At 68.6% G+C, this 15,842-nt stretch carries 19 protein-coding genes; 7 read left to right on the top strand and 12 right to left on the bottom strand.

What is annotated here, in order from left to right:
* Positions 1–704, bottom strand: a 704-nt coding sequence (locus GFH49_RS17110; protein ID WP_155056750.1) for an alpha/beta fold hydrolase, incomplete at its 3' end; no start/stop codon positions are given.
* A 147-nt stretch (positions 705–851) separates the two neighbouring features.
* Between GFH49_RS17110 and GFH49_RS17105 the strand changes: the two genes are divergently transcribed.
* Positions 852–1,400, top strand: a complete 549-nt coding sequence (locus GFH49_RS17105; protein ID WP_155056749.1) for a cupin domain-containing protein — start codon at positions 852–854, stop codon at positions 1,398–1,400.
* Positions 1,401–1,797: 397 nt separating this feature from the next.
* Positions 1,798–2,658 (top strand): LLM class F420-dependent oxidoreductase, encoded by an 861-nt coding sequence (locus GFH49_RS17100; protein WP_155056748.1) that lies wholly within the window; start codon positions 1,798–1,800, stop codon positions 2,656–2,658.
* Between the two features lie 10 nt (positions 2,659–2,668).
* On the opposite strand, the gene GFH49_RS17095 is transcribed toward GFH49_RS17100, so the two are convergent.
* Entirely contained in the window at positions 2,669–3,100 is a 432-nt protein-coding gene (locus tag GFH49_RS17095) for a MarR family winged helix-turn-helix transcriptional regulator (protein ID WP_155056747.1), read from the bottom strand.
* A 60-nt stretch (positions 3,101–3,160) separates the two neighbouring features.
* Here GFH49_RS17095 and GFH49_RS17090 point away from each other — a divergent pair, with 60 nt between their 5' ends.
* Positions 3,161–3,805 (top strand): MBL fold metallo-hydrolase, encoded by a 645-nt coding sequence (locus tag GFH49_RS17090; RefSeq protein WP_230396336.1) that lies wholly within the window; start codon positions 3,161–3,163, stop codon positions 3,803–3,805.
* A gap of 38 nt (positions 3,806–3,843) precedes the next feature.
* Here the strand turns inward: GFH49_RS17090 and GFH49_RS17085 are convergent, their stop codons facing one another.
* From GFH49_RS17085 to GFH49_RS17070, 4 genes are read right to left on the bottom strand one after another with little or no spacing between them, the layout of a single operon-like run.
* On the bottom strand, positions 3,844–4,287 hold the full coding sequence (locus GFH49_RS17085; RefSeq protein WP_155056746.1) for an HIT family protein: 444 nt from the start codon (positions 4,285–4,287) through the stop codon (positions 3,844–3,846).
* Positions 4,284–5,126, bottom strand: coding sequence for a fumarylacetoacetate hydrolase family protein (locus GFH49_RS17080; RefSeq protein ID WP_196218026.1), 843 nt, complete (start codon positions 5,124–5,126; stop codon positions 4,284–4,286). Before GFH49_RS17080 ends, GFH49_RS17085 begins: the two co-directional genes overlap by 4 nt.
* Position 5,127: 1 nt before the next feature.
* Positions 5,128–6,768, bottom strand: coding sequence for an FAD-dependent monooxygenase (locus GFH49_RS17075; protein WP_155056744.1), 1,641 nt, complete (start codon positions 6,766–6,768; stop codon positions 5,128–5,130).
* Positions 6,765–7,337 carry a VOC family protein gene (locus tag GFH49_RS17070; protein ID WP_196218025.1) on the bottom strand — a complete coding sequence of 191 codons (573 nt, stop codon included), beginning with the start codon at positions 7,335–7,337 and terminating at the stop codon, positions 6,765–6,767. Before GFH49_RS17070 ends, GFH49_RS17075 begins: the two co-directional genes overlap by 4 nt.
* A 166-nt stretch (positions 7,338–7,503) precedes the next feature.
* Here GFH49_RS17070 and GFH49_RS17065 point away from each other — a divergent pair, with 166 nt between their 5' ends.
* On the top strand, positions 7,504–8,313 hold the full coding sequence (locus GFH49_RS17065; RefSeq protein ID WP_196218024.1) for an IclR family transcriptional regulator: 810 nt from the start codon (positions 7,504–7,506) through the stop codon (positions 8,311–8,313).
* Here GFH49_RS17065 and GFH49_RS17060 read toward each other — a convergent pair.
* From GFH49_RS17060 to GFH49_RS17035, 6 genes are all read right to left on the bottom strand, one after another.
* Positions 8,279–8,641 carry a carboxymuconolactone decarboxylase family protein gene (locus tag GFH49_RS17060; RefSeq protein ID WP_155056741.1) on the bottom strand — a complete coding sequence of 121 codons (363 nt, stop codon included), beginning with the start codon at positions 8,639–8,641 and terminating at the stop codon, positions 8,279–8,281. The two genes, GFH49_RS17065 and GFH49_RS17060, sit on opposite strands and share 35 nt — an antisense overlap.
* 39 nt (positions 8,642–8,680) lie before the next feature.
* Positions 8,681–9,073: a (R)-mandelonitrile lyase gene (locus tag GFH49_RS17055; RefSeq protein WP_155056740.1), complete on the bottom strand. Its 393-nt coding sequence runs from the start codon at positions 9,071–9,073 to the stop codon at positions 8,681–8,683.
* A gap of 38 nt (positions 9,074–9,111) precedes the next feature.
* Complete coding sequence (locus GFH49_RS17050) at positions 9,112–9,435, bottom strand: carboxymuconolactone decarboxylase family protein (RefSeq protein WP_155056739.1); 324 nt, start codon at positions 9,433–9,435, stop codon at positions 9,112–9,114.
* The gene (locus tag GFH49_RS17045; RefSeq protein WP_230396335.1) at positions 9,432–10,211 is read right to left on the bottom strand and encodes an NADPH-dependent FMN reductase; all 780 of its coding nucleotides are present in this window, start codon (positions 10,209–10,211) and stop codon (positions 9,432–9,434) included. The genes GFH49_RS17050 and GFH49_RS17045 overlap by 4 nt, the downstream gene beginning before the upstream one ends.
* A gap of 4 nt (positions 10,212–10,215) precedes the next feature.
* The gene (locus GFH49_RS17040) at positions 10,216–11,475 is read right to left on the bottom strand and encodes an acyl-CoA dehydrogenase family protein (protein WP_155056738.1); all 1,260 of its coding nucleotides are present in this window, start codon (positions 11,473–11,475) and stop codon (positions 10,216–10,218) included.
* Between the two features lie 133 nt (positions 11,476–11,608).
* Positions 11,609–12,607, bottom strand: a complete 999-nt coding sequence (locus GFH49_RS17035; protein WP_155056737.1) for an amidohydrolase family protein — start codon at positions 12,605–12,607, stop codon at positions 11,609–11,611.
* A gap of 149 nt (positions 12,608–12,756) precedes the next feature.
* Between GFH49_RS17035 and GFH49_RS17030 the strand changes: the two genes are divergently transcribed.
* From GFH49_RS17030 to GFH49_RS17020, 3 genes are all read left to right on the top strand, one after another.
* Positions 12,757–13,176 carry a GNAT family N-acetyltransferase gene (locus GFH49_RS17030; protein WP_155056736.1) on the top strand — a complete coding sequence of 140 codons (420 nt, stop codon included), beginning with the start codon at positions 12,757–12,759 and terminating at the stop codon, positions 13,174–13,176.
* Between the two features lie 231 nt (positions 13,177–13,407).
* Positions 13,408–14,742 carry a hemolysin family protein gene (locus GFH49_RS17025; protein ID WP_155056735.1) on the top strand — a complete coding sequence of 445 codons (1,335 nt, stop codon included), beginning with the start codon at positions 13,408–13,410 and terminating at the stop codon, positions 14,740–14,742.
* The gene (locus tag GFH49_RS17020) at positions 14,739–15,752 is read left to right on the top strand and encodes a hemolysin family protein (protein ID WP_155056734.1); all 1,014 of its coding nucleotides are present in this window, start codon (positions 14,739–14,741) and stop codon (positions 15,750–15,752) included. The genes GFH49_RS17025 and GFH49_RS17020 overlap by 4 nt, the downstream gene beginning before the upstream one ends.
* Positions 15,753–15,842 lie beyond the last annotated feature (90 nt).

Below are 15,842 nucleotides of genomic sequence, written 5' to 3'. Positions count from 1 at the left end.
GCACCCGGCACCGACGCCTGGAACGCCCGCCCGTAATCCACCGTCACGATGCCGTCACCAGCACCCCACACCAGCAGACAGGGAACCCTCACCCGCCCCAGCTCCCGCCGCAGCCCCGGGCTGTACATGTACGGCTCCCAGCCATACACCGCACTCGCCTCCCGATTCCGCAAATGCACCGTCAACTCCTCATCCGACAGCGCATTCACATCCAACGGCGCAGGCGGCACCCGATACGTACGCCGCAACACCTCAGCAGCATCCAGCGCGAAGATGTCCGCGATATCACGCGTCCACCGATCCCCCACCTTGATCCCCACCGGATCCACCAACACCACATCCGACAGCCGCTCCTGCGAACGCACCGCCATCTGGGCAGCCACCCACCCACCGAACGACGAACCCACCAGATGCACCCCGGCCAGATCCAGCTCCTCCAGCAGATCCAGATACAGATACGCCAGATCGTGCACCGACCTGCACCACGGCTCACGCGCACTCAACCCGAACCCCGGATGCAACGGCAGCACCACCCGAAACCGCTCCGCCAGCATCCCGACCCACTCAGCCCCCGCATCCAGCCCGTGCAACCCATGCAGAAACAACAACGGCGGCCCCTCACCCACCTCCGTCACCCGCAACGGAACACCCCGCACATCCAGATCACGCACCCGCGCGCCACCCAGCTCTGAAGTCTTAGCCATGCCGAGAGAGTAGGAACTGACTGGTCGATCAGTCAAGGGTGCAGACTGCACGCAATGCCCCTCCTTCGAACCCCCGGAACGACCCCGCCGACAAAGTGCCGCGCATCCTGACTGATCGATCAGTCTTAACTGTGTACAATGACGCCCATGAAGATCAGGCGAGTAGTCACAGGCCACAGCGCGGACGGCAAGTCGATCGTTGTCAGCGATGAGGAGGTCGACGGCATCCGGCCGGCGCTGACGCCGGGATCGGAGACTCACACCATGTGGGGCGGTGACGCCGCGCCCCACTTCCCGGACGACGGCTCGCAGTCGGCCACGAAACGCTACTTCCCGCCAGTCGGAGGCTTCCGCTTCGGGTTCTTCTCGCTTCCACCGGCTGAGGCTCGCGCGGTCGCCCCGCCGGCCGACCTCGCGGCAGCGGTCGCCGAGTTCGAGGCCAACTTCCCAGGGATGTCCAGCTATATCGAGCCCGACACCGGCGGCATGCACACGACCGACACCATCGACTTCCTGGTCGTGGTCGAAGGCGAGCTCTCGCTCGAACTCGATGACGGCGCGACCGTCCACCTGAAGACCGGCGACACGGTGGTGCAGAACGGCACCCGCCACGGGTGGCGCAACCACGGCACCCAGACGGCTCGGGTAGCCGTGGTCACCATCGGGGCCCACCACGACAACGTTTCGCGCCCCTAGGCCGCTCTCCGGGCTGCGGCCACAAGGCGCGCATCGCCGGCGAGCGGGAGGCGGAGATCCTTCGGAGATCCTTGAGGGCCGCACTCGGGGCGCTCGTCGGCCTCGGGCGCGGCCGGCCCGGCCTCGGACACAGTCGCGCTGCGCGCGAAGCGTCCAAGGCCACGCGCTGCCGCCGCCGGAACGGCAAGGTCAGCCTCGTCGTCGACGCGCGGGGCCGTCTTCTCCGCGGTCGCGCATGATCAAGACTTCGGCGAGGTGCTCCGTCACCAGGCACTCACCCCTACGTCGCGGCGGCGAGCCCCGCCGAGGAGTCGCCGCTGAGGCATCGACCCGCTCATCCTTCCCGCCGCGCTCCCCCCGCACGGGGGTGTACTCCCCGACTCAAGGACTCTTCAGCATGCGTCTTGGCATGAGCTACGCGAACTTCAGCCACCCCGACTGGGAGCACCGTCTCACCGACCGGCTGAGTGAGACCGCCCGGGTCGCCGACCAGGGCGGCGTCGCCCAGTTGACGGTGATGGACCACTGGCTCCAGATGGAGCTGCTCGGCGGCCCCGACCAGCCGATGCTGGCCGGATACACCACGCTCGGCTACCTTGCCGCCGTCACCGAGCGGCTGCGGCTCGGACTTCTGGTCACGGGCACGACGTACCGCCATCCCGGGCTGCTGGCCAAAACGGTCACCACCCTCGACGTGCTGTCCCGCGGGCGGGCCATGCTCGGCATCGGCGCGGCGTGGTACCAGCGGGAGCACGACGGGCTCGGCGTGCCCTTCCCCTCGACCAGGGAGCGCTTCGAGCGGCTGGAGGAGACCCTGCAGATCGTCCGGCAGATGTGGTCGGGAGACCAGACGCCGTATGCCGGGACGCACTACGAGCTGAAGGAACCTGTCAACGTACCGCCACCCGTGCAGAGTCCGCCGCCGATCATGGTCGGCGGCGGCGGGGAGCGGAAGACCCTGCGGCTGGTCGCCCAGTACGCCGACGCCTGGAACATCGTGGGCCCCACGCCTCACGAGCTGGCGCACAAGCTCGATGTCCTGCGTGGTCACTGCGCGGCGGCCGGTACCGATTTCGACCGCATCGAGAAGACGCTGCTCGTCATGTCCGACCCGCTGGCCGACGGGTTCGTGGAGTCCATGGCGCCCTACGCCGACCTCGGCATCTCGATGGTCATCGTCGTACCCACGGGGCCCGATCCTGTCGCCTGGACCACGGAAGTATGCGAGCGGGTCGTGCCCCGGATCGCCGAGCTGTAGCCCGGTGCGCTCATGACTGAGCGAGACGGCGGGCCAGGCGGAGGAGCAGATCGGGTACTTGCGCCAGGGTGGACTGCTCGCGCTCGTCCAGCTCTGCCGCGATCGCCTCCGCGAGCAGGGAACGACGGCCGTCAAGCTCGCGCCGCAGTAGCTTCAGGCCCTTCTCCGTCGGGCGAACGAGCCTGGCGCGTCGGTCGCGGGGGTCAGGTTCACGCTTGACCAACCCGTCCTGCTCAAGGTCGATGACGGCCGCCTGCATCGTCTGATGCCGGACTCGGCGGCGCTGCGCCAACTCGGAGATGGTCAGCGGACCGTCGTGCATCAGGAACCCGAGAGTCTGCGCCCGGTGCTCAGGCATCGCGTCGGGACGAGCCCATCCCGCATGGACCAGCCTTCCCAGTGATTCTCTCAGCCGCTCGGCGAGCTCGTCCTCGGACACCACCGGCACAGCATAGTCGGCGGAGAGCCCCAAAATGTACAGGTGGCCTGTATAATTTGGGTTGTGACGAACACCTCCATCACCAAGTACGCCCACTCGTGCGTCACCCTCACGCAGGGCGAAACGACCTTGCTCATCGACCCCGGAGCCTTCACGCCGCAGGGGCCGGAGCTGCTCCAGTCGGCCCACGCGGTACTGATCACGCACGACCACCCCGATCACATCGATGTGAACGCAGTCCGCGCGGCGATCGACGCCCGCCCCGAACTGACCGTGTACGGCCCGGCCAAGGTGGCGGAGCTGCTCAGCGACGACGACACCCCGGGCATCACGGTCGTCGAGCCGGGCGACACGTTCGGCGCCGCCGGCTTCGAAGTCAGAGCAGTCGGCGGCCAACACGCGCCTTTGCACCCCGACATGCCGGCGATGACAAACGTCGGGTACTTGGTTGAGGACGTCTACCACCCGGGCGATTCCTATGACGTCCCGAACGCACCCGTGGAGACGCTCCTCCTCCCCACGAGCGGCCCGTGGACCGTCTTCGCCCAGGCGGTCGACTTCGTACGCGCCGTGCGACCACGGCAGAGCGTGCAGATCCACGACAGCCTGCTCAGCGACGCGGGACGTCAGGCGATGACCACCTTCCTCGGAACCGACGGACTGACCGGCATCCCGCTGCTCACCCTTGAGCCGGGCCAAACCCTCTAGCACCCGGACCCTCTGGCACCCCGCCCGGCCGAGGAGGCTCAGGTGGCGATCGGATGGGCGTCGAGCCACCGTCCGACGGTGCCCAGCAGAGCTGCTGACGCCTGCTGGTCGACGACCGTCTGATCGCGTTGCAGAATCCGGGTCAGCAGACGCGGCCCCTGGGTCTCCGGGGTAGCGCCGGGCACGCCGATCAGGAGGTGGAAGTGCCGGACCGTATGCCCGAGCGAGTAGCTGTAGACGCGGTCGGCGCCCGTTGACTCCATGAGCGCCTTCGCCAAGTGCCGGGACACCGGGCCGAGTTGCGTCGCCTCCGGGTGGCTCAAGTCGGCCAGTGACTCGGTGTGCCGGAGCGGCATCAGGCACAGCCAGCCCGGAACCTGGAGGGGGTGTCCCATCACGGCCCACTCGTCGGTCGCTCCCACCCAACCGCCGGGCGGACCTCCCTGCTGCACCGTGGCGCACAGCGGGCATCCGTCACTCATGGGTTCACCACCACGTTCGTCAGAGTTCCGATCCGCTGGATGGACACCTCTACGCGTTGCCCGGCGCGTAGGTAGCGCCCCTGAGCCTCACCCACGCCGGCCGGGGTACCGGTGAGGATGACGTCTCCGGGATCGAGGCGGCAGAAGCGTGAGATGGTCGAGACGAGGGCCGGGATGTCGAAGAAGAGCGCCTCCGTGGACCCTGACTGCCGCAGCTCCCCGTCGACGCGCGTCTCGACCGTGAACGGGCCCTCGGGCTCGCGCCCGTTGGTGAGCAGCAGCGCCGGCCCGAGCGGCTTGAAGGTCGCAAACGACTTGCCCAGGCCGACGTTGCCTCCCTGGGTCATGGGATGCCGACCGAGCTGGACGTCCCTTGCTGAGACGTCGTTGCCGATCGTCAGGCCGGCGATGTACCGCCAGGCCTCGCTCCGCTCGACGCAGGAGGCGGTCGCCCCGATCACGACGGCGAGTTCCCCTTCGTAGTCGACCTGATCCGGCGCCACTTCAGGAAGGACGATGCCGGCGCCCGGGTCGGCGATGGCCGAGCCGGCCACGACGAAGAACCGCGGATGGACCGGCGACGTGGCACCGATCTCCGCTGCGTGGTCGGCGTAGTTGAGCCCGACGATGATGACGTTGCCCGAGCTGCTGACCGGGGCGAGCCAGCGCAGGCCGCTCGCCTCGGCCTCGGAATGGGACGGCAGGGTCTCAAGTCGTCCGGCCTCCCCGCGAGCGATCATCTCGCCGAGGGTCGCGCCACCGGTGTCCAGACGGAGTGCGCGGCTGCCCTCGATCCGCACCACGCCCTCAGGCGTCTGACCTACCAGAATCTCCGGCATGTCAGGCCGCCTCGTGGCCGAGGACGATCGAGGCGACATCGCCCGGACCGGTCGTCGTGCAGTGTTCTTCCCAGCAGACGACTCCGTCGGGTCGCACCAGGCAGACGGTCATCGTGGCGTACTCCTCGGTGGCGGGGACATCGACGATCTCAAGGTCGTAACCGCGCAGTTTGAACGCTCGGGTCCACTCCTCGGCCGACGCGTCGGCACGGGCGCGCAGCACGGTGAACCCCGTGCCGAGTGCGTCGATCAGGGCACGCCCGTCTGCGAGTTGCACGTGGGGCGCGCGGTGTCCGACGCGTACGACGGGGACGTAGTCACCGGGGTCGTCGGCGGGCTCCGGGGTCGCCGTTCCGGGCAGGATCGCGGAACCGCTGTAGCGGAACCCCAACTGGATGCCCAGGGAAGCCCACTCCGTGGCGCGGGTGTCACGGACGAGTTCCGCCGCTGTACGGCGAAGCGCCTGTGCCGCGGCGTCCTCGCCGAGCAGCTCCGGGCCGGAGGGCAGTGCGATGTCGGCGGCGTAGTTGCTCGCGGCGCGGCGCACGTTGCGCTCCGCCACCGGGCGGCGTTCGAGCTCGTAACTGTCCAGCAGAGCAGGGCCCGCACGCCCCCGGAGGGCCGCTTCCAGTTTCCACCCGAGGTTCTGGACGTCTCCGATGCCGGTGTTCATGCCGTGTCCGCCACTCGGCCACATCTGGTGCGCGGCGTCGCCGGCGAGGAAGACCCGCCCGTCCCGGAATCGCTCGGCAACCACCGAGTTCCCCGACCACCCCCGGGCCCCGTGCAGGACGACGGGAAGGTCGAGTCCGCCGAGGGCATCGCGGACAGCGGACATGGCCTGGGACTCTCCCGAGGTCTCGCCGTCTCGCAGCGGATAGGTGACCCGCCAGAAGTCTCCGCCGTCCAAGGACCCGAGGATCAGCCGCCGGGGCGCGAGCAGGTAGTACTGCACGGCGGGGTCCAGGGGCAGTGCGTCGAGAAGGCCCGGGATCTCGACCATCGCACCCTGCCAGCGCGCCTCGCGCGCCGAGCCGCTCATCCCGATGCCGCAGGCACGGCGCAGCGTCGACTGGCCGCCGTCACAGGCGACCACGAACTGCGCGCGGACCTGGCGTACTTCCTCGTCCCGGACGAGCGTCAGGGTGACCCCCGATGCGTCCTGGGCGAAGTCGGCGCACCGCCACTGATAACGCAGCGTCACCGACGAGAGCGCCTCGGCCCGCTCGCGCAGCGCGCTGTCGAACCAGAACTTCGGCCACCAGGCAGCGCCTTCGGCGCTCAGACCACCGGTCGTGGCGCGGCGCTCGGCGTTGCTCGGGCGGGCGAAGCGGACCAGCTCCGGTCCGGCGAGCGTCGCGGTGAAGGAGATGTCCCGCGCGTAGTCGACCGGGAACCCGCTGTCGTCGACGGCGTCGCCGCACCCGGCGGACCGCAGCCACTCCATGGTGCGGACGTCGATCGACTCGGCCGTGGGATAGCTGACGACGCCGTCGCCGGCATCGACCATGAGGACGTCGACACCGCGCCGACCGAGTTCGAGGGTCATGGCCAGCCCGACAGGGCCGCCGCCGACCACCACGACCTCTGACGCGGAGCAGTCGATGGCCCCGGTCGGCCCGGGAGAGGTCGGTCGGATCATCCCAGCCTCAGAAGCTGCTCGAACGGCGTGCCCTCACGGTGCCGGCGCAGGATGTCGTCGGGGTCGATGTGCACACCGTCAGGGTTGGTCCGGAACATCTCGGTCTGCATGTAGGCCCGCATCTGGGTCGCGTCGGGGTAGTTCATCCCCGACAGTTCGACCCTGTTCCCGTCCGGGTCCGCGTAGTACAGGCTCGTGGCGACGCCGTGGTTCGACGCCTCGACCGGCTTGTGCCCGTGCTCCAGCATCAGCTCGTAGGCACCGAAGAGAGCCTCGTGATCACTGAAGCGGAGCTGGAGGTGGTGCAGCCCGACCGACCGACGATCGGTTCCCCCGACGTCGGCTGTCTCGAAGATCGCCACCCGGCCGAGGTACGGGTACTCCCCCGGCAGGTTGAAGAAGGCGATGCGGGTCGGGACATCGGGGTCGGTCGTGCCCTTTCCGCTCTCGGGGGTCATGTCGAGCGTGGGCGGCATCTGCAGGACGAGCGAGTAGAAGGCGCACAGGCGCTCGTAGTGAGGTGTGCGCAGCACCACTTCCGAGAGTCCGATCCGCTTGCTGTCAGGCACGCCGGTCATGGAATTCCCTTCAAAGTACGGTTCGCTGTTCCATACTTTAGGCTACTGGTGGGTGTCGCCGCTAGGCACGAATCGCAATGTGGTCGGTTTCTCGCTCGGGGCCGAGCGCACTGACGGATGCTCGCGGCCGACTGGCGGGGCACTAGCATCGGCGCCCATGAGCACAGACACGATCGCCGTCCTGGACCGGGCGCTCAGCGTGCTGCGCGTCCTCGCGCTGCGGCCGGAGGGCTACTCGCTGCCGGAGCTGGTCGAGGAGCTGGGGCTGCCGAAGTCGACCGTACGTCGCTTCCTTGTGACGCTGGCCGGGCACGGTTTCGCGGACTATGACGAAGAGCGCCAGCGGTACACCCTGGGAGTGCTCATCCTCGGGCTCGCCGCGGGCATCGCCCAGCAGAACGTCATCGCTGTCACGCTCCATCCCGCACTTGAGCGACTTCAGCGGGAGACCCAGGAGACGGCCTCCCTGTGGATCCGTGTCCGGTTCTCGGCGTTGTGCCTGAGCAGCATCGAGAGCCCGCAGTTCGTACGGACCGTCAGCCCGCTCGGCCGTTCCATCCCGCTCTACGCCAGCGCTCACAGCAAGGTTCTGCTCACCCAGCTCTCCGACGCCGAGTTGGAGGAGTACCTGGCCGCCACGGACCTGCAAGCCCTGACGCCGCAGACGATCACCGACCCGGCGGCGGTACGGCAGGAGATCCGGGAGGCACGGGAGAAGGGGTACGCCGTGAGCATCGGCGAGGTCAACGACGACGCGGTCGGAATCGCGGCGCCCGTGACCGACCAGACCGGCCGGATCATCGCCTGTCTCTCCATCACGGCGCCGGCCCACCGCGTGGACGATCGGCGACTGCCGACCCTGATCTCGTCGGTCCTCGACGCAGCGGCCATGGGCACCGCACGCATCACGGGGTCCAGGCACCCCGCATCCGCTACGACTCCTCGAAGCTCTTCTGGGCGACCCTGAAGGCCGAAGTCGCCCTCGGCCACCCCGCGTAGAACGCCAGGTGCGTAATGACCTCGGCCACCTCCGCCTTCGTGACGCCGTTCTGCTTGGCGCGATTCAGATAGCCCGGGAGCGACTCCGTGTCGCCGTTGGCGATCAGCGCCGCGAGGGTGATCAGACTGCGGTCGCGCTTGGACAGCTCCTCGCGCTCCCAGACGTCCGCAAAGAGCACGTCGCCGATGAGGTCCGCCATCTTGGGCGCGAAGTCGCCGAAGAACTGCTGCAGAGGGGTTTGTTGTGGGGTTTGTTGTGGGGTTTGTTGTGGGGTTTGTTGTATAGGCGCAGACATGGTGCTTCTCCTGTCCGGGGGTCTGCCGGGAAAGGGGCTCTAGCCGTTGTATTCGTCGTCCGTGACGCGTTCGAGCCACGTCACGACTTCGCCGTTCTCGTCCGCTTCCTGAAGGGCGATGTGCGCCATGAACCGGTCCGCGGTGGCGCCGTGCCAGTGCTCCTCACCCGGCTCGATGAAGACCACGTCGCCGGGACGGATCTCCTGCACCCCGCCTCGTGTGCCCACCAGGCCGATGCCCTCCGTGACATAGAGGGCTTGACCCTTCGGGTGGTGGTGCCAGGCGGTACGCGCCCCGGGTGCGAACCTGACGTGCGCGCACCGGAGTGCGGTGTGCTCGTTGGGGCTGAGTACGGGGTCGATGTATGCGACGCCGGTGAACTGTGGCTCGGGCGCGGCGAATGTCTTCCCACCGCTCTTGGTGAACTTCACGGTGTCTGGCGCTCCTTCCGCTGTGCTTCTCGATCCTGCTACTTGTCGAGCAGGTCCTTACCGAGCCGGGAAGCCGACACCGCGCTCGGGAACCCTGCGTAGAAGGCCAGGTGGGTGATGACCTCGGCCACCTCGGTCTTCGACACGCCGTTGTCCACCGCCCGGTTGATGTGAGCCGCGAGCTGCTCCTTGTTGCCGAGAGCGATCAGGGCCGCCACGGTGATCAGGCTGCGGTCGCGCTTGGAAAGCGCCTCGCGTTCCCAGACGTCGGCAAAGAGAACATCGTCGGTGAGTTCGGCCAATTTGGGTGCGAAATCGCCGAACAGACGCTGTGCGGGCGTCAGGTCCGTCGGTCCGGTCATGGTTCCACTCCTGTCCCTGTCCGTGTGGAAAGAAGGTCACGCCGCACGCGGCGGCTGTGGCCGTCGGTTGACGAGCGAGCAGCCTCATCTCTGAGTCCCGCCCCATTTCTGAGCCCCGCCTCATTTCTGAGCCCCGAGAGCGGCTCGACCCAGCGGGCGAGTTCGGCGGTCATCGACATCGCCGATTCCGACATCGCGGCGGTGGGCTCGATGCGGCCGTCCTCAGTCCGCAGCTTGGCGACGAACGGGATGTTCACCGACTCGAAGATCGGGACCATCCGCAATGTCGTGACGACCTGTTTGAGGGCTTGCACCGCTCGTGTTCCCGCACCGGCCCCGCCGTAGCTGACGAAGCCCACGGGCTTGTGGTGCCATTCGTCGTAGAGATAGTCGATCGCGTTCTTCAGTGCGGCGTTGTAGCTGTAGTTGTACTCGGGTACGACCATCACGAACGCGTCGGCCCGCGCGACCGTCGCGCTCCACCGGTGCGTGTGCTCGTGCTCGTACTGTCCCAGCCGGGGGTGCCGAGGCTCGTCGAACATCGGCAGGTTCACCTCGGCCAGGTCGACCAACTCCACGTCGAAGGGGCCCGGTTCGGCCACCTCTGACACAAACCACTCCGCGACGGGGAGGCCGACGCGCCCAGGACGAGTACTGCCGACGATGACCTGCAACAGCGGCAACTGGTCATGCGGCGATGTCGAGTCGGTTCCTACGGCCGCCGTCATCAGATGGCCCTTCTTCGCTTCGCGGTGGACGGGTCGAGCGCCGGACAAGGGCTCAGGTGAAGTTCTGCGTGGGATCCGCGTCGGTCGCCCGGCCGAGCAGGATCTCGCCGGACTTGGAGAACATGCGGTCCTCGTCGATGGTCAGGTGACTCAGGAGCATCTGCATGTCCCGGACCGCACGCTGCGTGGGGTCGTCGGACTTGAACACCGAAGAGCCGGAGCCGGCCAGGATCAGTTCGATGCACTCCCACGCCATCCGATACGTGTTGAGGTTGTCGAGCTTGAGAAGCACCCGCACCTCGTGGCTCAGCTCGTCGGTCGAGGACTCGTTGGCCTGCTCGATCAGCGACAGAGCCGTCTCCAACGAGGATTCCGCCATCCGCAACGCCGCGAGGGCGCGCGCGTAGCGCATCTGTCCGGGGGCCGTGTCCGCCATCGGAGTCTTGGTGAAGGCCGCGTTCCGTCGCTCGATGCGCTCGCGGAAGTCGGAGAGCAGCCCCTGCGCCGCCCCGATCGCCATCGCGGGCTTGAGGAACGAGAGCACGTCACGCGTGTCGTAGCTGTACAGCACACCGGGGTACGCGGCCGCAGCGAGATTGTCGCGGATGTGCCACGCGTCGATCGCGATGGACCGGTGGGACGGAACGAACGCGCCGTTCACCTGGACGTCGTGGCTGCCGGTGCCCTGCATGCCGGCCATGTACCAGGTGTCCAGCACCTCCACGTCGGACTTCGGGACCAGGAACATCGACGCCTTGTCGTCGAGGCCCTGCACCGCGTTGGCCGTGTGGTCGTCGACGCCGTCGACGAGGCCGACGACGGCCACCCAGTCGGCGTGCATCACAGCGGAGCAGTAGCCCCACCGGCCGCTGAGTTCGTAGCCTCCCTCGACGGGCACCGCCTTGCCCGGCGGTCGCGCGGACATCGTCACGAGCGGAGGAGTGCCATCGGCGAAAAGCTCGGCCCTGGCTTCGGCGGGGAAGCGAACCATCAGCCAGGCGTGAACGGTGAGGAATCCCAGGGTCCATGCCGACGACAGGTCGCCTTGCGCGAGGATGCGGAGCAGGTTGGCGAAGTCACGGACGTCGCCCCCGGCGCCACCCAACTCGCGCGGGATCAGCAGCGAGAAGATCCGGGCCCGCTCCGCGTCGGCGATGGTCGCGTCCGGTAGCCGGCGGAGTGCCTCTGCCTCTACGGCTCGTTCACGAAGCCTCGGCACGAGCTCTTGAGCCGCCTGCAAGATCTGTTCCGGACGCAGGTCCTTCGACTCTTCCGCCGACATCGCGGGCCTGCTCGTCTCGGTGGTGGTCATGGAGTTCTCCTTGGGCTGCCGGGCTCTCGGCTCGGCAGCCCGGTCGGCATCGGCATCGCCGCTTCGCCCGGCGCTCGGCAGGCATGGACGCTGATGGGGATCTCGTGGAGCTCAGCCGAGCTCGGGAACACATTCACGCCGAGTGAGCGCCGTTCACTCGCACGATCCCCGCGGCGCTGCGGTCGAGGATGTGCGTCTTCTCGACGTCCGACAGCCGCGCCGACGTGGAGATGAAGTCGACCACGTCCGACAGCGGCCCCCGCGGAATGTCGCTGCCGAGCACCAGGCGATCGACACCGACGCTGTGGCGGACGACATCGAGGACACGGTCGTCCTCGATCATGCTGGTGTCGTACCAGAACCGCTGGAGCTGGTTGACGACTCCGCCCAGCTCCTCGTGCAGGTCGGGATGCGTCTGGGCGAGGCCGCGGTCGAAGCGGCGCGCGAGATAGGGGATGGTCCCACCCATGCCGGCGGCGATGAACTGGATGCGGGGGAACCGTGTGGTCACCTTCGTGACCACCAGCCGGCACAGCGCGACGGCCAGCTCGGTCGGACTGCAGAAGTCGGGGGCCAGGTGGAAGTCGGCGGAGCCCACGGCCATGTTCGGCGTCGTGCCGGGATGCAGGAACACGGCTGTCCCGCGATCGTTTGCGGCCGCCCAGAAGTCATCGAACATCGGATGGTCGAGCGGCTTGCCGTCCGCCGAGCACCCGAGGTTGATGCCGGCGAACCCGCACTCGTCCAGGCAGTACGCCATCTCGTCGATCGCCGCGGCGGTGTGCGGCAGCGGAACCGAGCCGAATGCGGCCATCCTGCCCCCGCCCATGGTCACCGCATCGACCAGCATGTCGTTTGCGAAGCGGACGCCGGCCTTGGCGTCGGCCTCCTCCGAGAAGTACGGCTGCACGGCGCCCATGCTGAAGATCGCCACATCCACTCCGGCGCCGTCCATCTGCTCCACGAGTCCGTCGATGAACGCCTGCTCGCCCTTGGCGAACCGTCGTTGTGAGTTCTTGCCGAGCATCGGGCCGTACACCGAGAACGCCTCGACCCGGTCCTGGGCCTGTCGCCTGTCCATCTCCTCGAAGAACCGCGGGGGCGTGAAGTGACTGTGGACATCAACGCGCACGCTTCATCTCCGTTCCATAGCTGGGACTCCAACGGCAGCCATCGCCTCGTCGGCTACAAACGGTATGGCTGACTGATCGATCAGTCAAGAGACTTGCCCGGCGCGGAAACCGATCGCCAGAAAGGTGCGCGGTCTGCTTGGCTCACCCCATGAGCGATCTCCACATCCGCCGCGCCACCCACTCGGACGTCGACGCGGTGCTGCGGTTCTGGCGCGACGCCGCGGAAGGAACCAGCATCAGCGACGACCACGACGGAGTGGCCCGACTCATCACACGAGACCCCGAGGCCCTGCTCCTCGCGGAACGCGACGGCCTCCTCACCGGAACCGTCATAGCCGGCTTCGACGGATGGCGATGCTCCGCCTACCGACTCGCCGTCCACCCCGACCACCGCCGGCAAGGCATCGCCACCGCGCTGCTGGAAGCAGCCCAACGACGCTTCGCCGCCCTGGGCGGCCGACGCGTCGACGCCATGGTCCTGGAAGTCAACGAACGGGCCCACCGCACATGGGCAGCGGCCGGCTACCACCGCGAAGACCACTGGCGACGCTGGGTCAAGCCTCTGTAGCCCACCATGCCGGGCGCGTGGCCGGGTACGAGCCCCAGGAACAAGGGGCGACGTGGGATCAAGCTCTCCGCAGGCAGGGGTCGTCGGGCATCTTTGCTCGTCCTTTACCCTTGGAGGACCACTTCGGTTCTCCAAGGAAAGGTGTGAGCGTCCGCCCATGGGCGAGCCTCCCAGTAGACGACATCGCGCGGTCCTCCCCGCTCTGCCCGATCATGGGACGGGGGTGACTCGATGACCGAAGTGCTCCTCCTTCTGGTGGCGATCCTGCTGTCGCTGACCTGCGGTGCATTCGTCGCGGCGGAGTTCTCGCTCACCACGGTCGAACGCAGCGAACTGGAACGGGCCGCGGAGCGCGGTGAGCGGGGCGCCCCGGGGGCGCTGAAAGCCGTACGGAATCTGACCTTCCAGCTCTCCGGAGCGCAGCTCGGCATCACCGTGACCAATCTGGTCGTGGGCATGCTCGCCGAGCCGTCGATCGCCGCGTTGATCGCGGGCCCACTGGAGTCGATGGGCATCTCGCGCTCCGCCGCGTCCTCGATCGCCCTGGTCCTGGGTACGGCCCTGTCGACCGTGGTGCTGATGGTCGTCGGCGAGCTGGTGCCGAAGAACTGGGCGATCTCCTCGCCGCTGGCCGTGGCCAAGCGGGTGGGCAACGCCCAGCGCTGGTTCAGCGCCGCCTTCCGGCCCTTCATCACCCATCTCAACAACACGGCGAACCGGTTCGTGCGCCTCCTCGGCGTGGAGCCCGCCGAGGAGCTGGCCTCCGCGCGCGGACCGCAGGAACTGGCGGCGCTCGCCCGGCACTCCGCCCGGGAGGGCGCCCTGGAGGCGGACACCGCCGAGTTGTTCGTACGGACCCTGAACCTCGCCGACCTGACCGCGGAGAACGTGATGACGCCCCGCGTGCAGGTCTTCGCCCTCGACGTCCAGGCGACCTGCGAGGACGTGGCGAACGCGACCCGGGCCACGGGCCTGTCCCGGTTCCCCGTCTTCCGGGGCAACCTCGACTCGGTCGTGGGCACCGCGCACATCAAGGACGTGCTGGCGGTGCCCGCGGAGCGCCGGGCGCGCGTCCGGGTCGCGGAACTCATGCGGGAGCCGCTGCTCGTGCCCGAGTCGCTGACCGTCGACCGGCTGCTGGACCGGCTCTCCGGCAAGCGCACGATGGCCGTCGTCATCGACGAGTACGGCGGTACGGCGGGCGTGGCCACGCTGGAGGACATCGTCGAGGAGGTGGTCGGCGAGGTGCGGGACGAGCACGACCCGCACGAGACGCCCGACCTGGCCGCCGCGGGCAGCGACGACGACGGCCACGCGCTGTTCTCGGCGGACGGCGCCGCCCGCGTGGACCAGCTCGCGCGCGTCGGGCTGAGGGCGCCCGAGGGGCCGTACGAGACGCTGGCCGGTCTTGTCGCGCACGAGCTCGGCCGCATACCCGCCGTCGGTGACTGTGTCGAGGTCGTGGGCTGGCGACTGGACGTGACCGACGCGTCCGGCCGCAGGGCCGCGCGTGTGCTGCTGCACGCGCCGCTGGACGACGCGCGCGACGGGGAGGGCGAGCGATGACCGCCGTACAGCTTCTGATCGGTCTTGCGACCCTGGTGGTCAACGCGTTCTTCGTGGGCGCCGAGTTCGCGCTGATCTCGGTGCGCCGCAGCCAGATCGACGCCCATGCCGAGGAGGGCGACCGGCGGGCGAAGAGCGTGCTGTGGGGTCTGGAGCACGTGTCCGCGCTGATGGCCGCGGCGCAACTCGGCATCACCCTGTGCACGCTGGTCCTGGGTGTCGTCGCCGAGCCGGCGATCGAGCATCTGCTGGAGCCGGTGTTCCACGCGCTGGGCGTGCCGGAGAGTGCGGGGCATGCGGTGTCCTTCGCGATCGCGCTGGCCCTGGCGACCTATCTGCACATGCTGCTCGGCGAGATGGTGCCGAAGAACATCGCGCTGGCCGAACCGGTACGGAGCGCGCTGCTGCTCGGTCCGCCGCTGGTCGCCCTGGCGCGGGGGCTGCGCCCGGTGATCTTCACGATCAACGCATTCGCGAACAGCCTGCTGAAGCTGCTGCGCGTGGAGACCAAGGACGAGGTGACCGCGACCTTCTCGGACGCCGAGCTGGCCCGTCTCGTCCGGGACTCCGGCGAGGCCGGCCTCATCGACGAGCGGGCGCGGGAGCGGCTGCACGACGCCCTCGAACTGGGCCGACGGCCCGTGCACGACGTCGTGCTGCCGCTGGAAAGCGTCGTCCACGCGCGCGTGGGCGTCACCCCTGAGCAGTTGGAGGGGCTGTCGGCCGAGTCCGGGTTCTCCCGCTTCCCCGTCGTGGACGGAGGCCGGCGCATCGTCGGCTATCTGCATGTGAAGGACGCACTGGACAAGATGCCGCGCGACCTGCCCTTCGAGGTCCGGGAAATGCGGCCCATCGCCCGCGTGCGGGCCGGCACCCCCCTGGACGACGTACTCACCGCGATGCGCGGCAGCCGCACCCACCTCGCAGCCGTGCTGGGCGACGACGGACGGCTGGCGGGCCTGGTGACGATGGAGGACGTGCTGCGGGAGTTGTTCGGGCGGCGGGCTTGATCGGTGGCCGGACGGCGAACCTGACCGGCGGTCGGACGGCCAACCTGCCGGCGGTCGGACAGCGAACCTGCCGACGGTCGGACGGCTGGC

Origin of the sequence: Streptomyces blattellae (assembly GCF_009709555.1) — a bacterium.
GTDB lineage: Bacteria > Actinomycetota > Actinomycetes > Streptomycetales > Streptomycetaceae > Streptomyces > Streptomyces blattellae.
The sequence above is the reverse complement of the archived record's forward strand: the minus strand, read 5'-3'. Positions and strand labels throughout refer to the sequence as shown.

Excerpts from the sequence above, each read along its gene's own strand:
- GFH49_RS17030 (WP_155056736.1), top strand. The coding sequence starts at position 12,757 with ATGAGCGATCTCCACATCCGCCGCGCCACCCACTCGGACGTCGACGCG.
- GFH49_RS17085 (WP_155056746.1), bottom strand. The coding sequence starts at position 4,287 with ATGAGTGACGGATGCCCGCTGTGCGCCACGGTGCAGCAGGGAGGTCCG.
- GFH49_RS17040 (WP_155056738.1), bottom strand. The coding sequence starts at position 11,475 with ATGACCACCACCGAGACGAGCAGGCCCGCGATGTCGGCGGAAGAGTCG.
- GFH49_RS17060 (WP_155056741.1), bottom strand. The coding sequence starts at position 8,641 with ATGTCTGCGCCTATACAACAAACCCCACAACAAACCCCACAACAAACC.
- GFH49_RS17100 (WP_155056748.1), top strand. The coding sequence starts at position 1,798 with ATGCGTCTTGGCATGAGCTACGCGAACTTCAGCCACCCCGACTGGGAG.
- GFH49_RS17075 (WP_155056744.1), bottom strand. The coding sequence starts at position 6,768 with ATGATCCGACCGACCTCTCCCGGGCCGACCGGGGCCATCGACTGCTCC.
- GFH49_RS17105 (WP_155056749.1), top strand. The coding sequence starts at position 852 with ATGAAGATCAGGCGAGTAGTCACAGGCCACAGCGCGGACGGCAAGTCG.
- GFH49_RS17020 (WP_155056734.1), top strand. The coding sequence starts at position 14,739 with ATGACCGCCGTACAGCTTCTGATCGGTCTTGCGACCCTGGTGGTCAAC.
- GFH49_RS17025 (WP_155056735.1), top strand. The coding sequence starts at position 13,408 with ATGACCGAAGTGCTCCTCCTTCTGGTGGCGATCCTGCTGTCGCTGACC.
- GFH49_RS17050 (WP_155056739.1), bottom strand. The coding sequence starts at position 9,435 with ATGACCGGACCGACGGACCTGACGCCCGCACAGCGTCTGTTCGGCGAT.
- GFH49_RS17080 (WP_196218026.1), bottom strand. The coding sequence starts at position 5,126 with ATGCCGGAGATTCTGGTAGGTCAGACGCCTGAGGGCGTGGTGCGGATC.
- GFH49_RS17065 (WP_196218024.1), top strand. The coding sequence starts at position 7,504 with ATGAGCACAGACACGATCGCCGTCCTGGACCGGGCGCTCAGCGTGCTG.